This is a genomic window from Halomonas sp. BN3-1, assembly GCF_003056325.1.
In the GTDB taxonomy this organism is placed as follows: Bacteria; Pseudomonadota; Gammaproteobacteria; order Pseudomonadales; family Halomonadaceae; genus Halomonas; species Halomonas litopenaei.
Window position 1 is genome coordinate 22,980 of the sequence record NZ_PYVV01000024.1, and the last position, 13,534, is coordinate 36,513.

The window sequence follows — 13,534 nt, forward strand, 5'->3', positions numbered from 1 at the left end:
CGCGCCGGGCGGCGGGAGAAAAACGAATAAGGGTGGTATATAGCGCCGGGGGTCAGCCCACCGCGCCTTCGAGCGTCACGTTGAGCAGCGCCTCTGCCTCGACCGCAAACTCCATCGGCAGCTCCTGGAAGACGTCCTTGCAGAAGCCGTTGACGATCATGTTGACCGCGTCTTCCTCGGAGATACCGCGGCTCTGGCAGTAGAACAGCTGATCCTCGCCGATCTTGGAGGTGGTCGCCTCGTGCTCCACCGTGGCCGTCGAGTTGCCGATCTCCTGGTACGGGAAGGTGTGGGCACCGCAGGTATCGCCGATCAGCAGCGAATCACACTGGGTAAAGTTGCGCGCGCCCTTGGCCCGCGGGCCGACCTTGACCAGACCACGATAGGACTGGTTGGAACGCCCGGCGGAGATACCCTTGGAGACGATGGTGGACTTGGAGCCCTCGCCCAGGTGGATCATCTTGGTGCCGGTATCGGCCTGCTGGCGACCGTTGGTCACCGCCACCGAGTAGAACTCGCCGATGGAGTCCTTGCCACGCAGGATGCAGGACGGGTACTTCCAGGTGATGGCGGAGCCGGTCTCGACCTGGGTCCAGCTGATGTGGGAACGGTCGCCACGGCAGTCGCCACGCTTGGTGACGAAGTTGTAGATGCCGCCCTTGCCGTCCTCGTCACCCGGATACCAGTTCTGCACCGTGGAGTACTTGATGCTGGCGTCTTCCAGCGCCACCAGTTCCACCACCGCGGCGTGCAGCTGGTTCTCGTCGCGCATCGGTGCGGTGCAGCCTTCCAGGTAGGACACCTGGGCCTTCTTCTCGCACACGATCAGGGTGCGCTCGAACTGGCCGGTGTTGGCGGCATTGATGCGGAAGTAGGTGGACAGCTCCATCGGGCAGGTCACGCCTTCCGGCACGAACACGAAGGAGCCGTCGGTGAACACCGCCGAGTTGAGCGCGGCAAAGTAGTTGTCGCTGGTCGGCACCACGGTACCCAGGTACTGCTTGACCAGTTCCGGGTAGTCGCGGATCGCCTCGGAGATGGAGCAGAAGATCACGCCGGCCTCGGCCAGCTTGTCCTTGAAGGTGGTGGTCACCGACACCGAGTCGAACACCGCGTCCACGGCGACGCCGGCCAGGGCCGCACGCTCATGCAGCGGGATGCCCAGCTTCTCGTAGGTCTCGAGCAGCTTGGGGTCCACCTCGTCGAGGCTCTGGGGCTTGTCTTCCTCACGCTTGGGCGCGCTGAAATACGAGATCGCCTGATAGTCGATGGGCGGATAGTCCAGATGGGCCCAGGACGGCGCGGTCATCTTCAGCCACTGACGGTAGGCGTCCAGGCGCCAATCGAGCATCCACTGCGGCTCACCCTTCTTCTTGGAGATGAAGGCGATGGTGTCTTCATCCAGCCCCGGCGGGATCGTGTCGCTCTCGATGTCGGTCACGAATCCTTCTTTATATTCGCGACGGACGAGCTGTTCCATTTCCTGACTTGCCATGATGTGTCCCCTCCCGGACGGTTCGGTCGGCGGGCGTTACCCGCCCAGGGTAATGAAGTCGATGTCGATGAGGCGCTGGTCAGGCTTCCGCCGCCAGGCTGATGCTCTGGATCGGCAGGCGAATCGGCAGCTTCAGCGGCGCGCTGTCGGCCAGGTGCGCCAGGGTGATGCTGTCGAGCAGTTCGCGGATCGCCAGCGACACTCGCTGCCAGTTGTCGGCCACCCCGCAGGTGGAGGCCAGGTCGCATTCGCCATCGGCGTGGCTGCATTCGGTCACCGCCACCGGCCCTTCGATGGCCGCGATGATGTCGCTGGCGGTGATCTCCGAGGCAGGACGCGCCAGGTAGTAGCCACCCTGGGCGCCGCGCCGGGACACCAGCAGTCCCGCGCGCACCAGCATCTTCAGCGTCTTGCTCACCGTGGGGTGAGGCAACTGCACCGCTTCGGCGAGCTCTCCGGCGGCGTGCGGCTGCTGGGGGTGACGTGCGATCTGTGCCATCACCACCGCCGCATAGTCCGTCAACCGGGAAAGCTTCAGCATGCCCATCTCCTCGGGGAGTTCCCCTCGTCGGTGCAGGGCTCAGCCCCTGCTTCGATTGGGGACCATTTTAGTCCTGTATAACCTCCATGTGAAGAGCGGCACACATCTATCACGTCGATAGTCCTCACGTTCTCGACACGATCGCTGCCGATAGACACAATAAAACCAATCATTCTCATTTACTTTAACTATGCGTCCGGGTTGACAGCCTCACCCCCAAGCATCAGATCCATCAATTCCCGTCATTGCAGATCGTCATTCATGAACAAACCAAATAGATACTTCATTCTGCTAAGCTTGTGCCGTATCAACGGCCAGTGAACGCAACGCCTCGCCTCTTGTCAGGCCGAGCCGATGACGTGTGTCCTGGCCCAGGGTCGTTCACAGGCCCGACTCACCCCGCCGCGAGGCCTCGACAGGAGCTATTGCCTTGGAACTGATTCAGTACGCCCTGGACAACGCCGACCTGCTGTTGTCCCGGACCCTCGAGCACATCTCGCTGGTGGGCGTTGCCGTCGGCATCGCCACCCTCACCGGGGTGCCCATCGGCATCGCCATCACCCGCAACGAGCGCGTCGCCCAGGCGGTGCTCTACGCCGCGTCGATTATCGTCACCGTGCCCTCCATCGCGCTGTTCGGGATCATGATTCCGGTGCTGTCGCTGATCGGTCAGGGCATCGGCTACCTGCCGGCGGTGATCGCGGTGCTGCTGTACTCCCAATTACCGATCATTCGTAACACCTACACCGCCATCAACAACGTCGACCCGGCCCTGCGCGAGGCTGCCCGTGGCATCGGCATGAGCCACCGGCAACGCCTGCGGATGGTCGAGATCCCGCTGGCGGTGCCGGTGATCATGGCCGGGGTGCGCACCGCCGTGGTGCTCAATATCGGCGTCATGGCGATCGCCGCCTATATCGGCGCTGGCGGTCTCGGCACCTTTATCAGCCGTGGTATCTCCCAGTCCGACCCGCGCCAGCTGATCGTCGGCGCGGTGGCGGTCAGCCTGCTGGCGATCATCGTCGACTACGGCCTGCTGGCGGTGCAGAAGCGCTTCACGCCCAAGGGCATGGAAGGCGCCGCCAACGCCGCCTGATCATTTGTGTTCCGGCAACGTCGCGGAAATGCCGCTGCGGCGGCTGGCGTCCTGTACGCCACACCGCCCGAGCGCAGCCGGAACGTCGATACGACAACAGGTGAGCCGCCGCCTCGACAGCGGCACCGTCGACGCCCATCGACGACCCGGAGCTCGCCGACGCCGACTTGCATACAAGGATTTGCTCATGATTCGTCTGGAAAACCTGACCAAGGTCTTCGATACGCCCAAGGGCGCGGTCGTCGCCGCCGACCACATCAACATGGAGGTCCCCAGCGGCGAGATCTGCATCCTGCTCGGCCCCTCCGGCTGCGGCAAGACCACCACCCTCAAGATGATCAACCGGATCGTGAAGCCCTCCTCCGGCAAGGTGTTCATCAATGGCGATGACACCACCGGCATGGACACCCAGGACCTGCGCCGCAACATCGGCTACGTCATCCAGCAGATCGGCCTGTTCCCCAACATGACCATCGAGGAGAACATCGCGGTGGTGCCCAAGCTGCTGGGCTGGGACAAGGCGCGCTACAAGGAGCGTGCCCGCGAGCTGATGCGCATGATCGCGCTGGAACCCGACGCCTTTCTCAAGCGCTATCCGTCCGAGCTGTCCGGTGGTCAGCAGCAGCGTATCGGTGTGGCCCGGGCACTGGCCGCCGATCCCCCCGTGATGCTGATGGACGAGCCCTTCGGCGCCATCGACCCGATCAACCGGGCGGTGATCCAGGATGAATTCCTGAAGATGCAGCAGGACCTGAAGAAGACCATCATGTTCGTCAGCCACGATATCGACGAGGCGATCAAGATGGGGGATCGGGTCGCGGTCTTCCGTGAGGGCAAGCTGGTGCAGTACTCGTCCCCCGACGACCTGCTGGCGGCGCCGAAGAATGCCTTCGTCGAGTCCTTCCTGGGCGAGGACCGCGCGCTCAAGCGGCTGAATCTGGTCAAGGTCGCCGAAGTGGTCAGCGATGAGATCGGTACCGTCAAGCCGGAGGACACCCTGACCACGGCGCTCGCACGCATCGACGACTTCGGCTACCAGAATTCGATCCTGATGATCAACGACAAGCGCCAGCCGGTGGGTCTGATCAGCCGCTCCCTGGCCCGCACCACCAAGGGCTACTGCCGCGACCACTTCCAGAACGTGCCGGCCACGGTGAGTCTCGACGACGACCTGCGCAAGGTGGCCTCGCTGATGTTCGCCCAGGACATCACCTGGCTGCCCTGCGTCGACGAGGAGGGCCGCGTCTGCGGGCAGATCACCCAACGCGCCATGACCCACCACCTGGGCGCCCGCTTCCGTACCAAGCAGCGCGAGACGTCCGCCGTGGCCGCCGAGCCCAAGGAGTGAGCCGATGCTGATTCGAAGCCTGAAAAGCGCCGGACTCGTCCTTGCCCTGATTGTCATCTTCCTGCTCGGGGTATGGGCCCAGGCCAGCGGCGCCATCGATGACTTCCTGTGGTACCTGCCCGACGTCCAGTATCTGGTGGTCCAGCACCTGTGGCTGACCTTCCTGTCGGGCAGCCTGGCGATCCTGGTCGCGATCCCGCTGGGGGTGTGGCTGTCGCGCCCGAGCATGGCCAAGGCCGCGGAATCGATGATGCAGGTGCTCAACGTCGGCACCACCATCCCCACCCTGGCGGTGCTGGCGCTGTCCATGAGCTTTCTCGGCATCGGTACCGTGCCGGCGGTGTTTGGCCTGTTCGTGGCCACCCTGCTACCCATCGCGCGCAACACCTACGCCGGACTCAAGGGCGTCTCACCGGCGCTCAAGGAGGCCGCTGCCGGGATCGGCATGTCACCGACCCAGCGCCTTTTCAAGGTGGAACTGCCCAATGCCCTCTACGTCATCTTCGCCGGTATCCGTACCGCCCTGACCATCAACGTCGGCACGGTGCCCCTGGCCTTTTTGATCGGCGCAGGCGGACTGGGTGAGCTGATCTTCACCGGCATCGATCTCTACGATCCGATCATGATGCTGTCCGGGGCCATCCCCACCGCCCTGCTGGCGATCCTGGTGGACGCCCTGGTGGCCGGCGTGGCCTTCATCGTGGTGCCGCGCGGCGTCAATCCGGCGCGGGCCTGAACACCTCGGCTTTCCAACAACGACACCCTGCAAGGAGATATTCGCATGAAGACCCTGATGACCACCCTGACCGGCCTGGCCCTGTTTACCGCTACGGCTACCGCCACGACGACCGCCAGTGCCGACGAGATCGTGATCGGTGGCAAGAACTTCACCGAGCAGCAACTGCTGGCCAGCATGACCACCCAGTATCTGGACGGGCTCGGCTACGACGTCGACACCCGCGCCGGCATGGGCTCGGCGGTGCTGCGCCAGGCTCAGGAAAACGGCCAGATCGACCTCTACTGGGAGTACACCGGCACCTCGCTGATCAACTACAACGACGTCACCGAATCGCTGTCCGCCGACGAGACCTACCTGCGCGTCAAGGAACTGGACGGAGAGAAGGGCCTGGTGTGGCTCGAGCCTTCCGCCGCCAACAACACCTACGCCCTGGCCATGCGCGCCGAAAGCGTGGAGGAAACGGGCATCAGTACGCTGTCCGACCTGGCGTCCGCGGTGAATGACGGTGAAGAGCTTGCCTTTGCCATGAACGCCGAGTTCTACGCCCGCGAAGACGGCTGGCGTCCGCTGCAGCGCGCCTACGACTTCCGCGTCGAGCGTGGCGCCGTCAAGCGCATGGACTCCGGCCTGGTCTATCAGGCGCTGCGCGACGGCCAGGTCGATATCGGCCTGGTGTTTGCCACCGACGGTCGTGTGCCGGCCTTCGACTTCCAGATCCTCGAAGACGACCAGGGCTTCTTCCCGGCCTACGCCCTGACCCCGGTGGTCCGCCAGGACACCCTGGACGCCAACCCGGAGCTCGCAGAGCAGATGAACGCGCTGTCGGCGCTGCTCGATGACGACACCATGGCGAGCCTCAACGCCCGAGTGGACGTCGAGCGCGAGACCATCGAGGACGTCGCCGAGTCCTTCCTCGAGGACAACGACCTGCTGTGACCCTTCAAGGCCCCCGTTCGGGGGCCTTTTTCTTAGGCGCTGTCCGAAAAGTCGACGAGCGAAGGTTAGACAAGGCAAAAATCGGTGAGACAGCGCAGTTTACGGGGTGTAAATGAGCATGTTGATCCGATTTTTAACGCCGTATTACCGAGCGCAGGCACTTTTCAGACAAGCCCTAGCTCGCCAGCGTGCGGCAACCGGGCACTCAACCAGCAACAACCGGTCGCCCCGCCTCCTCCCTTGCTGCTCCCCTGTTCGACAAAGGACCTCCCCATGAGCACTTCCCGGGACGTCATCCACTGGATCCTCACGTCTCCCCTCGACCGCCTCGATGACGCTCGGTGCCGCCACGCCAAGCGCTGCCTGATCGACCTGATCGGCGTCGCTGCCGGCGCCACCGACACTGCCCTGGCCGAGCACGCACGCCGCTACGTCAGGGGGCAGCACGCGGGGGATCGCCCCTTGCTGTTCGCGTCGTCAACGGCGTCGGCTACCGGCGTCGCGCTGCACGGTGCCTGGCTGATCGATGCACTCGACGCCCACGACGGTCAGGTGCTGACCAAGGGCCACGCCGGCGTCGCCATCCTGCCGGGACTGCTGGCGCTGCCCGAGATCGACAAGGTCAGCGGCAGGGATTTTCTCGGCCTGCTGGCGATGGGCTACGAGATCGCCACCCGGGCCGGCATCGCGCTGCACGCCTCGAGCCCCGACTACCACACCTCGGGGGCCTGGAATGCCCTCGGTGTGGCAGCGGTGACCGCGCGCCTCAAGGGCCTCGACCCGGCCCAGCTGGAACACGCCCTCGGCATCGCCGAATTCTATGGTCCACGCAGCCAGATGATGCGCTGCATCGATCACCCCACCATGCTCAAGGATGGCAGCGGCTGGGGTGCCCAGGCCGGCGTCGCGGCCACGCTGCTGGCCGAGGACGGCTTCACCGGCGCCCCGGCGGTGACCCTGTGCGACGAGCAGCAAGCCGCGGTATGGGGTGATCTGGGACGGCGTGACTACCTGTCGGAACAGTACTTCAAGGCCTATCCGGTATGCCGCTGGGCCCAGCCGGCGGTGGAGGCGGTACTCGCCATACCCGCCGCCGAACGCCAGGTGGACAATATCGAACGCATCGAGATCACCACCTTCCACGAGGCCAGACGCCTTCATACCATCGCCCCGACCACGACCGAACAGGCCCAGTACAGCCTGCCCTGGTCGGTCGCCTGCGCCCTCGATCGAGGCACCATCGACGTCGCCGCCATCAGCCGGGATCTCGGCGACGACGATCTCGTGGCGCTGTCACGGCGGGTGACGATCACCGAATGCGATGACTGCAACGCACGCTTCCCGGCCGAGCGCTGGGCCAGCGCTACGCTGCACCTGCGCGATGGTCGCCGTATTCAAAGCCCTGCCATGGAAGCCCGTGGCAATCCTCACAATCCGCTGAGCGATGACGAGATCGCAGCCAAGTTTCAGGCCCTGGCGAGCCCGGTGCTGGGCGCACGCGCCAATGAGATCGAGGAGGTCGTCGGCACCCTGGAAACACGCCCCATCGGCGATCTGCGGAGGTTGCTGGGACAACCTTGAACGCGCGAGCTTGAACGCGCGAGCCCAGGGCGTCGAACAAGACGGGAGGTGGCTAGGGTGACAAAGGTGCCATGGGTGACAAAGGTGGCAAAGGTGACAAGCGCCGTGAAAGCGCCAAGGATAGGCAGATGAGACCGCTACCCGAGGATTCGACATGCCTTTCGCCCCCTCCGACGTCATCTTGATCACCGGCGGCTCCCGCGGCATCGGCCGCGCCACCGCCCTGGCCTGCGCCCGTGCCGGTGCGCGAGTCGCCTTCAGCTACCGCAGCGATGACGCTGCCGCCCGGGACACCCTGGCAGCCTGTCAGGCGCTGACCGGCGAAGACGGCGCCATTGCCCTTCAGGCCGACGTGGTCGAGGAGGCCCAGGTGATGGCGCTGTTTGCCAGCACGCGACAACGTCTGGGCCCGATCACCGGGGTGGTCAACAACGCCGGCATCGTGGCGCCCTCCATGGCACTGACGGATATGTCAGTGGAGCGCCTGCGTCAGGTGGTCGACACCAATGTGCTCGGCGCCCTGCTGGTCGCCCGGGAAGCCGCGCGCGCCCTGATCGACCATGGCGCCCTGGTCAACGTCAGCTCCATGGCCTCTCGCCTGGGCTCACCCAACGAGTACGTCGACTACGCCGCCAGCAAGGGCGCACTGGATACGCTGACCATCGGCTTGAGCAAGGAACTGGGCCCCCGTGGCATTCGCGTCAATGCCGTACGTCCAGGGCTGATCGAGACCGATATCCATGCCCGGGCAGGTCGACCGGAGCGGCTGGCTGAACTCGGGCCCGGCTGTCCGCTGGGGCGTGCCGGTCGTCCGGAAGAGGTCGCCGAGGCCATCGTCTGGCTGCTGTCCGACGCGGCCTCCTATGTCACGGGGTCCTTTATCGACCCCGCCGGAGGTCGTTAGGGCTCGTCTGACAAGCGCCTGGTTTCGTCGGCTCGTGACCCAGGTCGCCTCGCCGTCTGTCTTTTTGACGCATAGAAGATGTTGCTGTCAGGCATTTTTTCGGCCCCGGGCGGTCCGGGGCCTCAAACGGAGCCGCTTCTATGGACACTCGCTTCTATCTCCTTATCGTCGCGGTCCTCGTCGGGCTGGTGGTCTTCCACTGGATCGGCTTTCGCCTGCTCAAACGCAAGCTGCAGCCTCCCCAGGAAAGCGACGCCATCCGCGACGCAACGCCCGGGCGCAGCAGAGACAACAGCGACAGCAGTGAGGAACGTTGATCCGCCGGGCAAATTGCGGCACCTTGTGGCGCCCTGCCCCCACCCTCAGGAATTCCAGCAATGCAGCATCAGGCCAAGCAGCATCAGGACCAGCTACAGGTCGCCTGCGCCCAGATCAACGCGCGCTTTGGTGACGTCGAGGCCAATCTCGCCCATCACCTCGACGTGATTCATGACGCCCGCCGTCGTGGCGTGGAATTGCTGGTCTTTCCCGAGCTCTCGTTGACCGGTTACGGCCTGGGCCCGCGGGTGCTGGAGGTGGCCATGCCATCGGAAGACCCACGGCTGGTCCAGCTGGCCAAGGCGGCCGCCGGCATGCAGGTCATCGTCGGCTTCGTCGAGGAAGCGAGCCCCGGCGAGATCTACAACGCCCTGGCGATCCTCCAGGACGGTCGCATCGCGGCGGTCCACCGCAAGCTCAACCTGCCCACCTACGGCGGACTCGAGGAAGGCAAGTGGTTCAGCCATGGCGCCAGGCTGACCGAGGTGGCGGTGCGTCCCGGCTGGAGCACCACCTCGATGATCTGCGCCGACCTGTGGAATCCGGCGCTGGTGCATGCCGCCCTGCTGGCACGGCCGACGGTACTGTGTGCACCGATCAATTCGGCCTCCGGCATCGTCTCCGAGGACTTTTCCAACGAGGAAAACTGGGCGCTCAACGTGCGCTTCTACGCCATGACCTATGGCACACCGGTGTTGATGGCCAACCGCTATGGACCCGAAGGCGACAGCCATTTCTGGGGCGGATCGCGCATCCTCGGGCCACGCGGCGAGAGCCTGGCCGAGGCCGAGGATCGCGAGACCCTGATCTGCGCCGAACTGTCGCGTACCGCCATCGCCAGGGCACGCTTCGAACTGCCGACCCTGCGTGACGCCGACAGCCCCCTGATTCGCGAACTGATGAGCGGCTATCGCTGATACAGCGCCGGTTCGCATAGCGCTTTCGACACCGGTATCGACAGCGCTTTCGACAACGGAATCGAGACGCCCGGCGTCGAGAATTCTCAAGGTGAAAATGCTAGGATAACGCTTCCATCTTGCAGACAATTTTCGGCGCCACCTATGACAACATCGTCTCGATCCTGCGGCCTTTCCTCTCCTTCTTGCCTGCTCGTCATGGGCGTGTCCGGTTCGGGAAAATCGTATATCGGCAAACTGCTGGCCGAACGAACCGGCGCGTTGTTTATCGACGGTGATGACCATCACAGCCCCGAAAACATCGCCAAGATGTCCCGCGGAGAACCGCTCACCGACGAGGATCGGCAGGGCTGGCTTGCCACCCTGGCAGGGCTCTACCGGGAGCATCAGCAGCAGGGACAATCGCTTGTCATCGGCTGCTCGGCGCTCAAGCGCCAGTACCGTAACCTGCTGCGTGAAGGAGCACCCGCGCTTGAGATTCTTTATCTGCATGGCAGCTACGAGGTCCTGCTGGAGCGGCTGAACAGCCGTGGACAGCACTTCTTCGCCGGCGAGCATATGCTCAGGAGTCAGCTCGCCACCCTGGAAATGCCAGGCGATGACGAGGCCATCCGTTGCGACATCCAGATGCCCCCCGATGCCATCATCGATGACTTCCTGGCACAGCTTGCGAGCCGTCGGTAGTCCTGGATGCCAGCGCTGAACGACCTGTCGCAGTGAGACCCGACCCGACCTCGGCGTCGCCCTTTCCTGACAGGCTACTGTCAGCTTTTTTCTCGGTGATAGCGCGAAGGCAAAGTTTCTCGCCCATGCAGCAGTAATGAAGTCCGTAGAATTGTCACCAAGTCGTCATGTTGCAACTCTGGTCGACCACCAGTACCGACGGCGAACAGCGTTAACCGCATCCCGGTAAATCGCGGCAACAACCGGCCGTCGACAACGGAACGTCGACATCAGCGCGTCGCTGGTCAGTACGTAACTCGTCAGCACGTTATCGGACGGAACGTTACTGATTAGTCAGTACAGTTGGCCAGCACGTCGATATCAGCAGACAGGAGGCTCCCATGACAGATCCAATGGTAGGCAAGACGTTTGAATTCAACTGTGACGGCACCACCTGGGGCGTCGTCTTCGAGAATGCCACCCGCATGCGCCATCGCCTGGGCGGCAATTCACCGTCCCAGAAAGCTCAGGACATCAGCTCCGCCTATCTGGCGACCCCGGTCGATGAGCACCGGATCTTCGTCTACGGACTCGAGGAGCAACAGCTGGCGCTGCGCTACGTGCTGGATTTCAACGACATGACCTTTGTCGGTCATGGTGCCTTTGACGGTCTGTCCTCCACCGCCAGTGGCGAGTTCCGCCCGTCCTGAATCCTGGCGGCCGCGCCTTGTATGGCCACGCCGTCCCTGGTAATCGCCTGGTTCTTGGTACCTAAAACCTGGCACCTGGCACCTGGCACCTGAAAACAGTCTAGATAGGCATCAAGCACCAGCGGACATCAAGGACCGTCGAGAAACTGCATCGGTCGCCGGTCCTTGATGCCTGTGATGGCCCATTTGCCCCCCCCTCCGGCTTCGGCCTCGACTCCCCACCGCTGGCGTGCAGATATCATCGCTGATGACATGACGCCGATGATCAAGACACTGGTGATCAGGCCTTGGTGACTAGGCTTGGGCAATTCAGCCCTGGTGACATGGCCCAGACAATCAGCCCGCGCGATGGCGTTCAGCCAAGGCAACCAGCCCGGCCAGGGTAGCCTTGTCGCTGTCGACTTCCTCGACGCGAATACCCTGGCGCTCCAGCGCCTGGCGGTAGAGCGGATTGAGACTGGACGAGCCGACCAGTACCACCGCGCCCTGGTGGTCCAGCAGATGCTCGCGCTGGGCCAGCACTTCGGCACCGATCAGCACCCCGGACAGAAAACTGCCCACCTGGTGGGCGCCAAGCCCTGCGTACAGGTGGCGGCTTCGGCCTTCGAACAGGGCGTGCATCAAGCCCGCCGGATGGTCCGCCGCCGCCAGGCCCTGGGCAAAGCCATCGGCGTCGTGGGCGTCGCTGCCCCTGGCCGGCTCTCCCGGCAGGGTATGAAACCGCACCGCATGATAGAGCTCGCCGGTCATGACCGTGGAGAAGTCGATCAGCCGCTCTCCTTCCAGACGGGCCCACTTGCTGTGGGTGCCCGGCAGACAGCAGACCCCGGCGGACAAGCCCAGCAGCGCCAGTGCGCCGAAGGCCTGGATCTCCTCGCCGCGCATCACGTCGACGTGATCCTCGCGCACCACCTTGAGGCCAGGCACGATCCAGGCGTTGTCCAGCCCCGGCGCCGCTACGACATTGTCGGCCAGGTCGGTGGCCGAACGCGGTACCTCGAGCTGCGGTGCCTCGCTCCAGCCCCGCGCCGAGCCGACCATGCCCGACAGGTAGACCGGCACTTCACCGCCCTTTCGCCAGGCCCCGACCTGGGCCTCGCAGTAATGCGGGAATTCTTCCGTGCTCAACGACTTGAGCCCGGCATCCGAGCGCACGCTATCGAGACACTCGCCGCTGTCGCGGTCCACCAGAAAGGCCCGAAAGTTGCTGGTTCCCCAGTCAATGGCGATCAGCCGCCGGCTCATGCGCCACCCCCTTGCTGGCCTGCCTGGTCAGCCGCCAGACGCTGCCATTCGGCCACCAGCTCGCGTGCGACCTCCCCCACCTCGGCGGCGCTGCGTCCGGGCTTGTAGAGGTTGCTGCCGAAACCGAAGCCGGCGATGCCGACGGCATGCCACTCGGCCATGTTGGAGCGATCGATACCGCCCACCGCCAGCACCGGCAGTCCCTTGGGCAGGATCGCACTGATGTCCTTGAAGTAGCCGGTGCCCAGGCGTGCCGCCGGGAACAGCTTGAGTGCCATCGCCCCTGCCCGCACCGCGGCCAAGGCTTCGGTCGGGGTCATGCAGCCGATCATCGGCGCAAGCCCACGCTCGGCGCCCAGCGCCACCAGCTCGGCCTCGGTGTTGGGGGTGATCATCAACGGCGCCCCGAGCGCGGCAAGCCGAGCGGTATCGTCTTCGTCGAGCACCGTGCCGGCACCGATCAAGACGTCGTCGGGGCAACAGGCCACGGCGCGCTCGATGCTGACCCAGGGCTTGGGCGAGTTGAGCGGAATCTCGATCAGCCGGAAACCGGCCTCGACCAGGGCGTGACAGACCGGCTCGATCTCGTCCGGCGTGATACCACGCAGGATCGCCACCAGCGGCGTCTCGGCCATGGCAGCGTCCAGCACGCGACGTTGAGCGTCGTTCATCGCAAAGTCCTCGAAGTCGAAAAGAAGGAAAACTCAGCCCCATGATAAAGCGAAGGGCGGCTGATGCCGCCCTTCGCCGTCAGGGTTCAGACCTAGTTGACTAGCCACATGGCCATCTCGGGCCACACCAGCAGCGCCGCGAGTACACATAGCTGCAGGGCGATAAAGGGCAGCACCGCGACGAAGATGTCCTTGAGGCTGACCTCCGGTGGCGCCACACCCTTCAGGTAGAAGGCCGCGGGTCCGAACGGCGGCGACAGGAAGGACACCTGCATGTTCACCGCGAACAGGATGCCGAACCAGATCGGGCTGTAGCCCAGCTGCACGATGATCGGCACGAAGATCGGCAGGGTCAGCATGGCCACCCCGA

At 64.4% G+C, this 13,534-nt stretch carries 15 protein-coding genes; 10 read left to right on the plus strand and 5 right to left on the minus strand.

The window, feature by feature from the left end:
• Positions 1-52: 52 nt before the first annotated feature.
• Complete coding sequence (gene sufB / locus C9F12_RS21695) at positions 53-1,495, minus strand: Fe-S cluster assembly protein SufB (protein WP_108450186.1); 1,443 nt, start codon at positions 1,493-1,495, stop codon at positions 53-55.
• A gap of 79 nt (positions 1,496-1,574) precedes the next feature.
• The gene (locus C9F12_RS21700; RefSeq protein ID WP_045995116.1) at positions 1,575-2,036 is read right to left on the minus strand and encodes an SUF system Fe-S cluster assembly regulator; all 462 of its coding nucleotides are present in this window, start codon (positions 2,034-2,036) and stop codon (positions 1,575-1,577) included.
• 430 nt (positions 2,037-2,466) lie between these two features.
• On the opposite strand from C9F12_RS21700, the gene C9F12_RS21705 reads away from it, so the two are divergent.
• The 10 genes from C9F12_RS21705 (at position 2,467) to C9F12_RS21745 (ending at position 11,248) form a co-directional block, all read left to right on the plus strand.
• Entirely contained in the window at positions 2,467-3,132 is a 666-nt protein-coding gene (locus C9F12_RS21705) for an ABC transporter permease (protein WP_045995115.1), read from the plus strand.
• 187 nt (positions 3,133-3,319) lie between these two features.
• Positions 3,320-4,480: an ABC transporter ATP-binding protein gene (locus tag C9F12_RS21710; protein ID WP_045995114.1), complete on the plus strand. Its 1,161-nt coding sequence runs from the start codon at positions 3,320-3,322 to the stop codon at positions 4,478-4,480.
• Positions 4,481-4,484: 4 nt separating this feature from the next.
• On the plus strand, positions 4,485-5,216 hold the full coding sequence (locus C9F12_RS21715; RefSeq protein WP_045995113.1) for an ABC transporter permease: 732 nt from the start codon (positions 4,485-4,487) through the stop codon (positions 5,214-5,216).
• Between the two features lie 45 nt (positions 5,217-5,261).
• Positions 5,262-6,155: a glycine betaine ABC transporter substrate-binding protein gene (locus C9F12_RS21720; protein WP_108450187.1), complete on the plus strand. Its 894-nt coding sequence runs from the start codon at positions 5,262-5,264 to the stop codon at positions 6,153-6,155.
• 273 nt (positions 6,156-6,428) lie between these two features.
• On the plus strand, positions 6,429-7,736 hold the full coding sequence (locus C9F12_RS21725; RefSeq protein ID WP_108450188.1) for an MmgE/PrpD family protein: 1,308 nt from the start codon (positions 6,429-6,431) through the stop codon (positions 7,734-7,736).
• 154 nt (positions 7,737-7,890) lie between these two features.
• The gene (locus C9F12_RS21730; RefSeq protein WP_108450189.1) at positions 7,891-8,640 is read left to right on the plus strand and encodes an SDR family oxidoreductase; all 750 of its coding nucleotides are present in this window, start codon (positions 7,891-7,893) and stop codon (positions 8,638-8,640) included.
• Positions 8,641-8,780: 140 nt separating this feature from the next.
• The gene (locus tag C9F12_RS22685) at positions 8,781-8,957 is read left to right on the plus strand and encodes a hypothetical protein (protein WP_162816549.1); all 177 of its coding nucleotides are present in this window, start codon (positions 8,781-8,783) and stop codon (positions 8,955-8,957) included.
• 60 nt (positions 8,958-9,017) lie between these two features.
• On the plus strand, positions 9,018-9,875 hold the full coding sequence (locus C9F12_RS21735) for a nitrilase-related carbon-nitrogen hydrolase (protein WP_108450190.1): 858 nt from the start codon (positions 9,018-9,020) through the stop codon (positions 9,873-9,875).
• Positions 9,876-10,073: 198 nt separating this feature from the next.
• On the plus strand, positions 10,074-10,559 hold the full coding sequence (locus C9F12_RS21740) for a gluconokinase (RefSeq protein ID WP_345840329.1): 486 nt from the start codon (positions 10,074-10,076) through the stop codon (positions 10,557-10,559).
• Between the two features lie 380 nt (positions 10,560-10,939).
• Positions 10,940-11,248, plus strand: coding sequence for a hypothetical protein (locus tag C9F12_RS21745; protein ID WP_045995291.1), 309 nt, complete (start codon positions 10,940-10,942; stop codon positions 11,246-11,248).
• Between the two features lie 336 nt (positions 11,249-11,584).
• Here C9F12_RS21745 and C9F12_RS21750 read toward each other — a convergent pair whose 3' ends face one another.
• From C9F12_RS21750 to C9F12_RS21760, 3 genes are all read right to left on the minus strand, one after another.
• Positions 11,585-12,493: a 2-dehydro-3-deoxygalactonokinase gene (locus tag C9F12_RS21750; protein ID WP_108450192.1), complete on the minus strand. Its 909-nt coding sequence runs from the start codon at positions 12,491-12,493 to the stop codon at positions 11,585-11,587.
• Positions 12,490-13,164 carry a 2-dehydro-3-deoxy-6-phosphogalactonate aldolase gene (locus C9F12_RS21755; protein ID WP_108450193.1) on the minus strand — a complete coding sequence of 225 codons (675 nt, stop codon included), beginning with the start codon at positions 13,162-13,164 and terminating at the stop codon, positions 12,490-12,492. Before C9F12_RS21755 ends, C9F12_RS21750 begins: the two co-directional genes overlap by 4 nt.
• Before the next feature lie 92 nt (positions 13,165-13,256).
• Positions 13,257-13,534: TRAP transporter large permease subunit (locus C9F12_RS21760; RefSeq protein ID WP_162816550.1), on the minus strand; the 278-nt coding region annotated here is incomplete at its 5' end.